Here is a 12,766-nt window from a genome sequence, read left to right on the forward strand (position 1 = left end):
AGAGTCGTTGCGCGGGCGGACCCGCGTGGATCAGTGGTCGATGTCCTCGACGATGCAGCTGATCACGGTCTTCGCGTCCGACGACGACGCGGTGAAGCCCGCGGGTGCGTTCGGCGACGACGAGCCGTTGCGTGCTGCGGCGTTCACGGCGTAGATCGTGCCGTCGAAGGTCTGCCCCTTCGCCATGGTCGGGTTCTTCGTCGTCACCCAGACGGCGACCTCGTCCTCGTTCGGGTCGTCCTGGCCGTTCGTCGGCGCCACCGAGGCACCGATGTACCAGCCCCCCGTGGTCTTCCACGTGTCGGCGAAGTCGATGTCGTCATGGGTGCCGAGCGCGTGGTTGATCTGCTCGACGACGTCGACGTTCGCGACCGGGCACTTCGACCCGTTGCGCTGCGCGGGGTTCGTCTGCTGCTGCTGGGAGCCGGGGACCTTGCCGACGGGATCCTGGTTCTGCGCGCCCCCGGTGCCCGCGGTGTGACAGCCGGTGAGCAGGAGTGCAGACGCGACGGCCACGATGGCCGCGCTCGTGATCTTCGTGGTCCTCATGGCCCGGACCGTACCCGCGCGCTCCTGCCCGGGCTCCCATTTCCGGGAGTCCGCTCAGCGTGTCTGTCCCCCGACGGTTCGACGTCGCGGCTCATCCACGGGTGTCGCGCAACCTCGGCCCGGTTCCTCCCGGTGCCGGTGTGCCATCATCCGCGCATGCCGTTCACCGTCAGCCACACGATCGTGGCGCTGCCGTTCCGCGGGACCCGGATCCCCGCAGCGGCCCTCGCCGTCGGTGCCATGGCACCGGACGCGGTGCTCTTCGTCCCGGAGCTGCCCGCGTACGGGGTGACGCACTCGGCACTCGGCGCGCTGACGGTGTCCACGCCGGTCGCACTCATCGCCCTGGCCGCGTGGACCTTCGGGCTCCGATGGGCGTTCACCGCGATCCAACCCCGGTCGGTGCACGACCGACTGCCTGCGTCCTGGGACGACCCGACGAGTGCGTGGTCCGCCTTCCGGTCCCGGACGCCCGCCGCGCGGGTGGGTCGGCTGGCGCTGGTGCTCGCCACCGTGATCGCCGGCGTCTACAGCCACGTCGCGTGGGACTCGTTCACCCACCGGCACGGGTGGTCGGTCGCGCGGATCGCGGTCCTCCGTGCGTCGATCCACGGCCACCCCGTGTACGACCTGGTGCAGAACACGTGTTCGGTGGGCGGGATGCTCGTGCTCGCCGTCGCGTTCGTGCTCTGGTTGCGCCGGACGCCCACGGTGCCGCGTCCCCGGCGCCTGGCCGCCGGGATCGCGCGCGGCCTGCGCGTCGCACTGCTGGCGGTCGCGGGGCTGGTGACGATCGTCGGAGCTGCCCCGCTCCTCCTGGTCGGATCGAGCGCGGAGGGCGTGCTCGGCTGGGCCGCGATCCTGGCCGTGCGGGTGTGCGCCGTGCTGCTCGTCCTGACGGCCGTCGGCCTCGCGCTGGTGCGCGTGGGACGGGCGCCGGAGCGGGTCGTGCCCCGCGGCCGGTGACCGGGCGGACTCGTCAGGGGGCCGTGACCCAGGTGCGCAGGAACCGGGCTCCCGCCTCGTCGTGGATGACACCGTCGGGCGCGGTGAGGACCGGGTACGGGGTCTCGGGCACACCGTCAGCCGGGCGGACGTCCACGTGCGCGACGTCGTGCCCGTGCTCGTGCAGCCAGTCCGCCATGGCGTAGTCGCTCCGGGAGTCACCGACCGTGCGCCAGGTCGTGGGCAGGGCGCCGTCGCCGGCCAGGAGCTCGAGCGCACGCTCCGCTCCCATGTCCTTGCCGGTGCGGGCGGACTCGATGTCGGTGGAGATGATCGTCGGGTCGATGCGCCAGGTGACGCTGCCGTCGTCGGCCGGGCGGACGTCGTCGAGTCGCCGCACCCCGTACCCGCGGCGGACGAGGGCGTCCATCGCGCGGGCGTCGAGGTCGGGCTGCCGGGCCAGGAACGTCGCACTCGGGACGTCGACCCGCTGCTCGATCGAGACCATCGCCCGCTTCGTCTCGTCGTAGAACACGACGTCGGCGAAGGTGTCGGCGACGAGGGCGCGCATCTCGTCGGCGAAGTCCACCGGGAGCGCGAGGTCCTCGGCGACCTCGATCGCGCTCATCCCGCCGTCGAACCGCGGGTCGATCGAGCACCAGACCGCGCCCTTCTCGCACACGGCGTGCACCCGACCACCGGGCGCGAGACCACCGGCGAGCAACGGCCCGACGACCTGCTCGCGGATGAACGCGTCGCTGCGGCCGGTGTTGAACACGACCGGGATCCCCTGGGCCGCCAGTGCCACGAGGTCCTCGACGATGGACGGGATGGCGATCGTCCGCGACACCGGACTGGCGATCGGACCGTCGACGTCGAGGAGCAGACCGAGGCGCGGAGGGGTCGTCATCCGTCCATCCTCCCAGGCGAACGCCGAGGGACGGACGCGGACGACGCGCTCCGTGGCGACGCGCCGACCGAGGTCAGCCGAGCGGGTCGGGCTCCTCCACCCGCTCCCGCAGGAGGAACGGGACGACGCCCTCGGCCAGCGCGGCACCGTTGACGACGTGCGCCTGGTCCTGCAGCACGGTGTGCTCCGACCCCGGCACGGCCTCGACCGCCGCGTGGGCCGCGAGCTTGAGCCAGTCGGGGCTCGATCCGCCGGTCATGACGAGCACGGGCGTCGTGATGCGGGCGAGGACCTCGGTCGGCAGGGCGAACCCGGTCATGACGTGGACGTCGTTCGGGAGGGTCGCGGCACCGGCGAGCAGACCGGCCCACGCCGGGCGCTGCATCCGCAGGACGACGGGCGCGAGCCAGGGCGTGCCGAGCACGCGACGCAGGAAGAACCGCACCGCTGCCGCGGCACGACCGCCACGGACGAGGGCCGTGATGCGCTCGGGGTCCGGGAACCGCGGATCGACCGACGCGCGGTACGGCGGCTCCCAGGCGACCGCTCGCTCGATCGGCGCTCCGCCCGCAGCGGCCAGGAGGACCAACCCGGCGCCGGCACAGAGGCCCACGACGGACGGTCGCCCGCCCGCAGCGGCGATGACGGCCTCGAGGTCCTCGACCTCGCGCTGCGCCTCGGCCAACCCGCCACCGCTCTCGCCCCTGCCACGGCGGTCGTACCAGGTGACGGTGAAGTGCTCGGCGAGGGCCGTGGCGGTCTCGGTGAGGGCACCGAAGGCGCGGTGGTCGAACGGCCCGGCGACGAGCACGAGCGCCGGCCCGCTGCCCGTGGTGGACGTCGCGATCGCGGTGCCGTCCGCGGAGACGACGGTGCGCTCAGCGGGTTCGACGTGCATGGAGGTCCTCTGGACGGGATGGCGCGTGGTCGGGGCGCTTCCGGGGAAGGCGCTCCCGATTCTGTCAGCGCGCTCCCGACGCGTCATCACCCGCAACCAGGGGTGGTCGTCGCGCCTCCGGCACGGAGCGGAGCCGTCGTCCGGACGAAGCCCCCGGGGCCGGTCACCCGAACGGACCGGCCCCGAGGCGACGGCGACCCGACCCGAACGGGTGCGCCCTCGGCCCTGGGGGCTCCCCGACGCCGAGCGCCGGGCACTTCTCGCCATGCCTTCGATGCGGGGTCCGCGGACCGATGGGATCGCGCTTGACCCCAGTTCGGGTGGCGTCGGCGATCGCGTCCGTCGCGTGGCGTAACAGATGCCGTGCGGCGCCGGACCCGTGGCACGCTTGCCTCCACGCAGCGCACCACGCGAAGCCTCGCGCGCGGCGTCGACCGCTCCCGTCGTGGACGGCCGCCGCGCACGCCTGCGACGTCCCACTGCCCGAGGGAGTCGCACGACGACTCCGTCCCCGAGGAGCGCACGCATGTCATTCGAGAACACCACACACATCCAGGCCACCACGGCCGGTTCCCTTCCCCGTACCCCCGAGCTCATCGCCGCGAACGCCGCGCGACCGCTCGCCGAGGACGGGTTCACCCTGCAGACCACCGACGAGGTCCGCGCCCTGACGAGTGCGGCCGTCGACGACGTGGTCGCCCGGCAGGTCCGGCTCGGGATCACCCAACCCGGCGACGGCGAGTACGGCAAGGCGATGTCGAGTTCGGTCGACTACGGCGCCTGGTGGGGCTACTCGTTCCAGCGCGTCAGCGGCCTGTCCCTGACCGAGGAGAACATCTTCACGCAGGAGCCCGTCCGCTCGGAGCCGGGGCACGTCCGCCTGACCTCGTTCCCCGACCGACGGGACTGGATCGCCTTCCGGGACGCCTACCAGGACCCGGAGAGCGGGATCGGGGTCGGCAAGAACGCGACCGCGTTCCCCACGACGACGGGGCCGATCGTCTACACGGGCCACGAGGCCGCCCGCACCGACGCCGCGAACCTCAAGCACGCGCTCGAGGCGAACGGCGTCGACAACGGGTTCATCACCGCGCTCTCGCCCGGTTCCGGTGCCCGCGTCGCGAACGAGTACTACGCGACCGAGGAAGAGCACATCTGGGCCTGGGCCGACGCTCTCCGCGAGGAGTACCGGATCATCCTCGACGCGGGGCTCTCGCTGCAGATCGACGACCCCTCGATCGCCGAGAACTGGGACCAGATCAACCCCGAGCCGAGCGTCGAGGACTACCGCGCGTTCACCCGGATCCGGGTCGAGGCCCTCAACCACGCGCTCCGCGGCCTGGACACCTCGCGCGTGCGGTTCCACCTGTGCTGGGGCTCGTGGCACGGACCTCACACGACGGACATCGAACTCCGTCACATCGTGGACCTCATGCTCGACATCGACGCGAGCGCCTACTCGTTCGAGGCCGCGAACGCCCGCCACGAGCACGAGTGGACCGTCTGGGAGGACACCGAGCTGCCGGACGGCAAGGTGATCATCCCGGGTGTGGTCGGCCACGCCACGAACGTCGTCGAGCACCCGGACCTGGTCGCGCAGCGGATCGAGCGGTTCGCCGAGTTCGTCGGCCGCGAGCGGGTCATCGCCGGAACGGACTGTGGTCTGGGCGGCCGCGTCCACCCGTCGATCGCCGCCGCCAAGCTCGAGTCGCTCGGCGAGGGCGCCCGACGGGCCTCGGCGAAGCTGTTCTGAGCCGTCACACATCGCGCTGACCGGACGGCCCGGCCCCTCCTGGGGTCGGGCCGTCCGTCGTCCCGCCCCCTTGGGGTCGGGCCGTCCGTCCTCTCGGCCGCCGCGATCCGAGCTCGGTCGTCAGACCGTCCGTGCGGCGAGGTCGGCCTCGCGCTCGAGCAGGGACCGTTTGACGTGCTCGCCCCAGGCGAAGCCCCCGAGGCCGCCGTTGCTCCGGAGCACCCGGTGGCAGGGCACGAACAGTGCCGGTGCGTTCCGGGCGCAGACGCTCGCCGCGGCGCGCACGGCCTCCGGACGACCCATGGCCGCGGCGAGCTGCGTGTACGTGAGCACGGTGCCCGCCGGCACGAGCCGGAGCTGCCGCCAGCCCTCGGTGAACAGTTCCGTGCCGAACTGCCGGACGCGCACCTGCATGGCCGGTTCGACGTCGCCGTCGTAGTAGGCCTGGACCGCCGTGGCCGACGCCACCGCACCCGGCACGACGACCACCGGGCGGTGGCGCTCCGCCAGCCGGGCGAGGACCTCGGTGGCCTCCGCCGTCCACCCGGACGCGAGGACCGTGCCGTCGCCGTCCTCGAGCACGGTGAACGTACCGTCGGGCGTCGCGAGGGTGGCGACGCGCGCGACCGTCGTCGCCGCGCGAGGCTCGGGCGGGACCACGACGGCGTCGGACGACCGGAGCGGGGACGCCGCGTCCGGTACGACGGACGCCGACTCCGACGCGGCCGGTTCGGGCCGTCGGTCGATGGTGCTCATGGGATGTGCCTTCCGTTCGGTCGATGCCCCTGGTGCGGCGGGGTGCGTGCGGCAGCGCGCCAGAGGTGCATGGTCAGGTAGCTCCGCCAGGGAGCGAGTGCCGACGACCATACGGAGAGTCCGCGCGGGTCGTCGGGGATCCCGAGGGCCTGTGCACCGATCCGCACGGCGACGTCCTTGGGGAGGAGGAGATCGGGGTGGTGCCGGACCCGGAGCGCGACGTACGCGGCGGTCCAGGGCCCGACCCCGGGCACGGCGAGCAGTCGCGCGCGGAGGTCGTCCAGCGTCGCGGCCCGGTCCACGACGAGCGATCCGTCGGCGAGCCCCGCCGCGACCCGGTGCAGCGCCGCGACACGGGCTCGGGGACCGCGGATGATCCGCTCCGCGTCGCCCGGCGGCGCCGACCCCGCTCCCGCATCGGCGACGAGCTGTCGCCCCACGGCATCGGCGAGCACGGCGGCCGTCGGGAACATCCGCATCCCGGGCGCGACGGTGTCGGGCACCGGCTCTCCGAGGGCGTCCACCACACGACCGAGCGCCGTCCGCGCCGCGGCGACGCGCACCTGCTGCCCGAGGACCGCCCGGACGACGAGCTCGTCGGCGTCGAGCGCCCCCGGCACCCGGATGCCCGGCACGGCGGCCACCGACGACGCCAGCTCCGGGACCACCCCGAGCAGGGCGTCCACCGCGACCGGGTCCGCGTCCAGGTCGAACAGGGACCGGACGCGCGCGACGAGGGTCGGGAGGTCGGACAGCGTCGTCATCCGGACCTCGAGGTCGATGCCGGTACCGCGGCCGGAGGGTCCCGGGTCGGCGGGGGTCGCGGCGAACCAGGCCGGGCCTCCCGGCAGTCGCACGACCCGCTCGTAGCGGGCGCCGCCGGGATCCGCGGCGGTGGCCGCGACCTCGACGCCGGGCAGCGCGCGGGCGGCGAACCAGGCGAAGAGGCCGTGGGCGTCGAACGGCGGTCGCGCGGGCAGGTGGACGCGGAGCGCCCCGTCCGGCGTCGGCGCCGCGCGTCCACTCCGCGCCCGCAGCGCGGTCGGGCTGAGCCCGTAGACCTCGCGCACGGTGTCGTTGAACTGCCGCACGCTGCCGAATCCGGCGGCGAACGCGACGTCCGCGACCGGCAGCGACGACGTCGTGAGCAGCGTCCGGGCGTGCTGGGCGCGCTGCGCGCGGCTCAGCGCCTTCGGCCCGGCGCCGAGCTCCTGCACGAGGATCCGCGTGAGGTGTCGCGGGGAGTACCCGAGGCGTGCGGCGAGCGCCGGCACGCCGTCGCGCTCGACCACGCCGTCCGTCACGAGGCGCATGGCGCGCGCGGCGACGTCCTCGCGCACGTTCCACGCGGGGCTGCCGGGGCTCGCCTCCGGCAGGCACCGCTTGCACGCGCGGTACCCGGCGAGGTGCGCGGCCGCACTCGTGGGGTAGAACGTCACGCCCGAGCTCCGCGGCGTGCGAGCGGGACAGCTCGGTCGGCAGTAGATGCGCGTCGAGTGGACGGCGGTGACGAACTGGCCGTCGAAGCGGGCATCGCGCGACGCGGCGATGCGGTAGCGCTCCGCGTGGAGCGGGTCGGAGGTCGCGCCCGTCCCCCCGCCCGTGTCCATGCTCCCAGCCTGACACGCGCCACCGACCCGGACCAGCGGGAATCGGACACGGCGGCAGGGTCGACGGGATCGGCCCGGCGGGCGCGCAGTGGCGCGCTCGGTCCGCCTCCGCACCTCGACCGGGAGGCACGGCGGACGCCGACAGGTACGGTCGGGTGTCATGGACGCGAGCGGTGAGCACCCCGCCGGCGACGGGACGACCGCGCGCGACGGGGCGGACGCGCGCGACGGGGCGGACGCGCGCGACGGGGCGGACGGGGTTGCGGGCCTCCCGGCCGGACTGCTGACGACCGCGTACCCGGTGACCGTCGAGCTGCTGCTCGCCGCACCGCGGCACCGCTACGAGGGCCGGCCCGCCGACGGTCCGGCCCCGGCGGACGGACCGGAGCTCCACGAGCGGATCACGGTCCGGGCCGGGCTCGGGATCGTCGGCGACCGGTTCCACGGCCACCCCGCGCACCGGCAGGCGTCCGTCACGGTGATCGGGGCCGAGCCGCTCGAGGCGCTCGCGGCGGAACTCGGCATCCCGCTGGACCCGGCGCTCACCCGACGGAACGTGGTGCTCCGCGGCGTCGACGTCGAGGCCCTCCGCGGCGTCCTGTTCTCGATCGACACGGGGTCGGGGCCGGTCGTGCTGCAGGGACACCGTGCGGCGAACCCCTGCGCGTGGATGGACGTGGCGATCGGGCCGGGCGTGTTCCGCGGGATGCGGGGTCGGGGCGGGATCCGCTGCGAGCCGCTGACCGACGGCGTGCTGACGCTCGGCCCGGGGACGCTCCGGGCGGCGGTGCCGCTGGGCTGAGCATGGTTCGCGTGGCCGTCGAACCGCGTGGTGCCCGTGGAACCGCGGGATCACGCGGTTCGACGGGCACCAGGGCGTTCCACGTGCCGCGGTCAGCCGACGGGGACGACCGCCCCTTCGATCGCGGGGACGAACGCCTGCAGGTCGCCGGGGTTGCGGGAGGTGATGAGCGTGTAGCCCCCCGAGACGTCGACCTCGACCTCGCGGTCCACCCACTCGGCGCCGGCGTTGCGGATGTCGGTCTGCAGCGTGTGGAACGAGGTGATCGTGCGTCCGGGGAGGATGCCCGCCTCGACCAGGAGCCAGGGGCCGTGGCAGATCGCGGCGATGGGCTTGCCCGCGTCGGCGAACGCCGTGACGAGGGCGATCGCTCCCGGCTCGCGGCGCAGCGTGTCGGCGTTGATGGTGCCGCCGGGGATGAGGATCGCGTCGTAGTCGCTCTCGTCGGCCTCGTCGAGCGCGAGGTCGACGTCCACCTGCTGGCCCGGGTCCTTGTCGCCCACGAGCGTCTGGATGGGCGACTGCTCCTTGGCGGCGATCGTGACCGCGGCGCCCTTCTCGCGGAGCTGCTCGACCGGGACGACGATCTCGTCCTGCTCGACCCCGTAGTTCGTGGCGATCACGAGGATCTTCGTGCCGTTCAGTTCGTCGGCCATGGTGCTCCTTCCGTCGGTGCGCGGTCCGGATCGGCTCCGCGCCGCCGTCGGGTCGTGTCCGGCGGCTCCATCGAGTGTCGGCGTGATCACCCGCGAGCGTCCGCAGGTCGCAGCCGACGTGGAGGCGCCCCGTCCCCCGGGTGCACACCGGCTCGGCCCGGCACCTGCTCCCGGCCCGGCGGGCGCTCAGCCCCGGATGCGGAAGCCCGCGCCTGCGCCCGCGCGTGACACCGTGACGCCCGTGTGGTCCGTCACGCGGTCGAGCCCCTCGGTCGTCGGGGACGTGTGCGCGCCGACCACGACGACGTGGGCCCCCGACGCCACGGCGGACACGAGCCCCGCTTCAGCGTCCTCGAACGCGGTGCAGTCCCCGGGCGGGAGACCGAGCATCTCGGCCCCGAGCCGGTAGCAGTCGGGAGCGGGCTTGCCGTTCGGCACGTCCTCGGCGGTGACGACCACCTCGGGCACGGGGACGCCGGCCGCCGCCATCCGGTTCAGGGCGAGGTCGCGCGGCGCGCTCGTCACGAGGGCGACGGGCGCTCCGAGGTCGAGGAGGGTCCGCACGAGCGCGCCGGCGCCGGGGACCTCGGTGATGCCGTCGGTGCGACGGACCTCGTCGGCCACGAGCGCCGCCGACAGGGCGACCCGTTCGTCGTGCGACCGGTCGGGCAGGAACCGGGTCACGGTGTCGATCGTCTGGCGACCGTGCGAGAACGCGAGGATCTCGCGCGGGTCGATGCCGTGCTCCGCCCCGAAGCGCCCCCAGGCGGCCTCGACGATCGCGGTGGAGTCGACGAGGGTGCCGTCCATGTCGAACAGGAACCCGGCGGTGACGTGGTCGAGGTGCTGCGGCATCACGGTCGACGGTACCGCGTCAGGAGCATGTCGCCGGCGCGGAGGACGTGGGCGAGCCGCATCGAGCGGAGGCCCTGTCCGGCACCGCCCCGCGCGATCCGGGGGCCGTCGCCGCCCTCGAGGACCGGGCTGACGGTGAGGCACAGCTCGTCCACCGCATCGGCCGCCACGAGCGCCCCGAGGAGGCCGGGCCCGCCCTCGCAGTGGATCTGGGCGAGGCCGCGCTCCACCAGCGCCCGCCGGACGACCGCGACGTCCACGGCGTCCGCCCCGCAGTCGACGACGTCCGCGACCGCGGCGAGCGCCGCGCGTCGGTCCGCGGGCGCCTCCGCGTGCGTCAGGACGACCGGTCGCACCGGTGCCTCCGTGAAGACCCGCGACGCCGCGTCGAGCGCCAGGGACCCGCTGACGATCGCGAACGCGGGGTGGTCCGGGAGGTCCCGCGCACGCCGCCACGCCACGTCCGCGTCGTGCAGGCGCATCGGCCCGTACCCCTCGTTCCGGACGGTCCCGGCTGCGACGAGGACGACGTCCGCGAGGCGGCGCAGGAGGTCGAACACGCGGAGGTCGGCCGGGCCGCCGAGGCCACCGGAGACGCCCTCGGCGGTGGCGGAGCCGTCGAGACTGCTGACGACGTTGACCCGCACCCAGCCGTCGGCCGTCGTCGGGGAGGGGTGTCGGTCCTCCCGGCCGTACAGGGCGAGGAGTGCGTCGTCGTCGAGCGGCCCCGGGCCGGCGGCGGGGAACAGCTGCTCGATGGCGGCGGCGGGGTTCGTCGCCCCGCCGACGGGTGCGGCGGCGTCCGTCGCCCCGGCGACAGGTGCGGCGGCGACCGTCGCCCCGGCGGCGGCTGCGGCTGCGGGCTCGTCGTCGGCGTGCTCGTCCGGGCTCATGCGACCGGGCGGTTGCCCTCGGGCAACAGGTTGTGGACCGGGTCGACGGGGGCGCGCCAGCCGAGCACGGCCTCGACCATGCGGGCCGCGTCGACCGCGGGACGGACGTCGTGCATGCGGAGGATCCGGGCGCCGAGCATCGCGCTCATCGTCGCGGCCGCGAGCGACCCCGCCAGCCGTTCACCCCGGGGCCGCCCCAGGGACTCCCCGACGAAGTCCTTGTTCGACACCGCCGCGAGGGTCGGGAACCCGAGCGCCGCGACCTCGGCCAGTCGTCGGGTCAACTCGAGCGAGTGCACCGTCGTCTTGTTGAGGTCGTGTCCGGGGTCGACGACGATCCGCGACTCCGGCACACCACGCTCGAGCGCGAGGTCGACCCGCCGCCGGAGGAACGCGACCACGTCGCCGACGACGTCGTCGTACCGCGGCATCGGGTGCTCCTGCCGCGGGGCAGCCAGGCTGTGGGTGATGACGACCGTCGCGTCGCTGTCGGCCACGACGTCGGCCATCCGCGGATCCGACAACCCCGTCGTGTCGTTGACGACCGAGGCGCCCGCGGCGATCGCCGCCGCCGCGACCTCGGGCCGGAACGTGTCCACGGACACGACCACGTCCGACGCCTGGACGAGCGCGCGCACCACGGGCACGACGCGGTCGGCCTCCTCGTCCGCGGGCACCTCGGGGCCGGGGGCGAACTTGACGCCGCCGACGTCCACCCAGTCCGCGCCCTCGTCCGCCGCCGCCACCGCTGCGGCGACCGCTCGATCGAGCGCGAACGTGGCGCCTCGGTCATGGAACGAGTCGGGGGTGCGGTTGACGATCGCCATGACGGCGATCCGCCGGTCGAAGTCGAACGTCCGGCGGCCGATCCTGCGGACGGGGTGGCGGAGCGGCGGGAGCACGGGACCGGTCGCGAGCACGGGGGCGGCCGTGCGCTCGGGGCCGGTCGCGCGCTCGGGGCCGGCCGCGCGCTCGGGGCCGGCCGTGCGCTCGGAGCCGGTCACGAGCACGGCGCCGGTCGGGAGGCCCAGGGCCGCGTCCGCCGTCATGCCACCGCTCCGCTGCCGGCCGCGCCGATGAGCGCGATGACCTCGGCCCGACGGACCGGATCCGCGAGGACTCCGCTGCTCGCCACGGTCACCGTCGAACTGGCCGTCTGCCGCTCACCACGGGTCGTCACGCAGGCGTGCACGGCGTCGAGCACGACGAGCACCCCCGGGGCGTCGAGCCCCTCGGCGATGGCCGACACGACCTCGGACCCGAGCCGCTCCTGCAGCTGCGGCCGCGAGGCGATCGCGTCGACCACCCGCGAGAGCGTGCCGAGCCCGATGATCCGCTCGCCCGGCACGTACGCCAGGTGGGCGACCCCGAGGAACGGCAGCAGGTGGTGCTCACACACCGAGCGGAACCGGACGTCGCGCACGATCACGACCTCACCGAGCTCGTCCGGCTCGGCCGGCACCGCCCCGCGTCGCACGATGTCGGTCGCGTCGACCCCGAGGCCGCTGAAGAACTCGGCGAACGCGTCCGCCACCCGCGCGGGCGTCGCCTGGAGGCCCGGACGCGTCGGGTCCTCGCCGACACCGGCCAGGAGCTCGCGCACGGCCGCCTCGACGCGAGCCCGGTCCTGGCGTCCGTTCACCGCCCCATCATCACACCTGCTCGCCGACATCGGCGGGCAGGGCCTCGTGGTGGGGCGCCCCGTGGGTGCGGCGCTGCTCCTTCATGCGGGCCTCGAAGAGGTGGCGACGGCCGCCGGCCAGCTGCTCGCGGGCCTCCCGTTCGGCGTCGCGCACGACCGACCAGTAGCCGTCGTCGTAGTCCTCGACGATCTGGAACGTCCATCGGCCGGCGATGACGTTGCGGCCGACGACGTCACGCTCGATGCGGTCGGCGACGTCGTCGTGTCCGGCCTGGCGGAACAGGTCTACCGCTTCACCGATCGCGAGGTCCGCCGTGCCCGTGAGGCGGTGGAAGCCGTACAGCAGGCCGCGAGCGTGCTCGAGCGCCTCGAGCCCCTCGGACAGCTTGCCGAGGGCGTCCACCGTGGCGTCGTCGACCCCCTCCGGGATCCGATGGGCTGCGTCGGGCCCGTCGGTGTCGGGACGTTCGTTCGTCATGGTGATCGTTGTACTCGGG

At 74.5% G+C, this 12,766-nt stretch carries 14 protein-coding genes; 3 read left to right on the top strand and 11 right to left on the bottom strand.

Going from position 1 to position 12,766, the window contains the following annotated elements:
• Positions 1-30 precede the first annotated feature (30 nt).
• Complete coding sequence (locus DEI82_RS16095) at positions 31-549, bottom strand: hypothetical protein (RefSeq protein ID WP_111011239.1); 519 nt, start codon at positions 547-549, stop codon at positions 31-33.
• 156 nt (positions 550-705) lie between these two features.
• Here DEI82_RS16095 and DEI82_RS02020 point away from each other — a divergent pair, with 156 nt between their 5' ends.
• Entirely contained in the window at positions 706-1,515 is an 810-nt protein-coding gene (locus DEI82_RS02020; RefSeq protein WP_181435069.1) for a DUF4184 family protein, read from the top strand.
• 13 nt (positions 1,516-1,528) lie between these two features.
• On the opposite strand, the gene DEI82_RS02025 is transcribed toward DEI82_RS02020, so the two are convergent.
• Both DEI82_RS02025 and DEI82_RS16100 read right to left on the bottom strand, forming a co-directional pair.
• The gene (locus tag DEI82_RS02025; protein ID WP_111035639.1) at positions 1,529-2,404 is read right to left on the bottom strand and encodes a hypothetical protein; all 876 of its coding nucleotides are present in this window, start codon (positions 2,402-2,404) and stop codon (positions 1,529-1,531) included.
• A gap of 73 nt (positions 2,405-2,477) precedes the next feature.
• The gene (locus DEI82_RS16100) at positions 2,478-3,302 is read right to left on the bottom strand and encodes an alpha/beta fold hydrolase (RefSeq protein WP_181434588.1); all 825 of its coding nucleotides are present in this window, start codon (positions 3,300-3,302) and stop codon (positions 2,478-2,480) included.
• A gap of 526 nt (positions 3,303-3,828) precedes the next feature.
• Between DEI82_RS16100 and DEI82_RS02035 the strand changes: the two genes are divergently transcribed.
• Positions 3,829-5,055, top strand: a complete 1,227-nt coding sequence (locus DEI82_RS02035) for a cobalamin-independent methionine synthase II family protein (protein ID WP_111012097.1) — start codon at positions 3,829-3,831, stop codon at positions 5,053-5,055.
• 120 nt (positions 5,056-5,175) lie between these two features.
• On the opposite strand, the gene DEI82_RS02040 is transcribed toward DEI82_RS02035, so the two are convergent.
• Together DEI82_RS02040 and DEI82_RS02045 are read right to left on the bottom strand one after the other, a co-directional pair.
• Positions 5,176-5,811 (bottom strand): methylated-DNA--[protein]-cysteine S-methyltransferase, encoded by a 636-nt coding sequence (locus tag DEI82_RS02040; RefSeq protein ID WP_111035640.1) that lies wholly within the window; start codon positions 5,809-5,811, stop codon positions 5,176-5,178.
• Positions 5,808-7,421 carry an AlkA N-terminal domain-containing protein gene (locus DEI82_RS02045; protein ID WP_111035641.1) on the bottom strand — a complete coding sequence of 538 codons (1,614 nt, stop codon included), beginning with the start codon at positions 7,419-7,421 and terminating at the stop codon, positions 5,808-5,810. Before DEI82_RS02045 ends, DEI82_RS02040 begins: the two co-directional genes overlap by 4 nt.
• Positions 7,422-7,581: 160 nt before the next feature.
• Here DEI82_RS02045 and DEI82_RS02050 point away from each other — a divergent pair, with 160 nt between their 5' ends.
• Positions 7,582-8,223 carry an MOSC domain-containing protein gene (locus DEI82_RS02050; protein WP_258371910.1) on the top strand — a complete coding sequence of 214 codons (642 nt, stop codon included), beginning with the start codon at positions 7,582-7,584 and terminating at the stop codon, positions 8,221-8,223.
• Between the two features lie 92 nt (positions 8,224-8,315).
• Here the strand turns inward: DEI82_RS02050 and DEI82_RS02055 are convergent, their stop codons facing one another.
• The 6 genes from DEI82_RS02055 to DEI82_RS02080 form a co-directional block, all read right to left on the bottom strand.
• Complete coding sequence (locus DEI82_RS02055; RefSeq protein ID WP_111011232.1) at positions 8,316-8,879, bottom strand: type 1 glutamine amidotransferase domain-containing protein; 564 nt, start codon at positions 8,877-8,879, stop codon at positions 8,316-8,318.
• Positions 8,880-9,065: 186 nt separating this feature from the next.
• Positions 9,066-9,734 (bottom strand): HAD-IA family hydrolase, encoded by a 669-nt coding sequence (locus DEI82_RS02060; RefSeq protein WP_258371912.1) that lies wholly within the window; start codon positions 9,732-9,734, stop codon positions 9,066-9,068.
• Positions 9,734-10,627: a pyrimidine reductase family protein gene (locus DEI82_RS02065; RefSeq protein WP_111035642.1), complete on the bottom strand. Its 894-nt coding sequence runs from the start codon at positions 10,625-10,627 to the stop codon at positions 9,734-9,736. The genes DEI82_RS02060 and DEI82_RS02065 overlap by 1 nt, the downstream gene beginning before the upstream one ends.
• Complete coding sequence (gene folP, locus DEI82_RS02070; protein ID WP_111035643.1) at positions 10,624-11,676, bottom strand: dihydropteroate synthase; 1,053 nt, start codon at positions 11,674-11,676, stop codon at positions 10,624-10,626. Before folP ends, DEI82_RS02065 begins: the two co-directional genes overlap by 4 nt.
• Positions 11,673-12,299, bottom strand: a complete 627-nt coding sequence (gene folE / locus DEI82_RS02075; RefSeq protein WP_111012092.1) for a GTP cyclohydrolase I — start codon at positions 12,297-12,299, stop codon at positions 11,673-11,675. Before folE ends, folP begins: the two co-directional genes overlap by 4 nt.
• Complete coding sequence (locus DEI82_RS02080) at positions 12,280-12,747, bottom strand: hypothetical protein (protein WP_111011229.1); 468 nt, start codon at positions 12,745-12,747, stop codon at positions 12,280-12,282. Before DEI82_RS02080 ends, folE begins: the two co-directional genes overlap by 20 nt.
• Between the last annotated feature and the right edge of the window lie 19 nt (positions 12,748-12,766).

Origin of the sequence: Curtobacterium sp. MCBD17_019 (assembly GCF_003234555.1) — a bacterium.
GTDB lineage: Bacteria > Actinomycetota > Actinomycetes > Actinomycetales > Microbacteriaceae > Curtobacterium.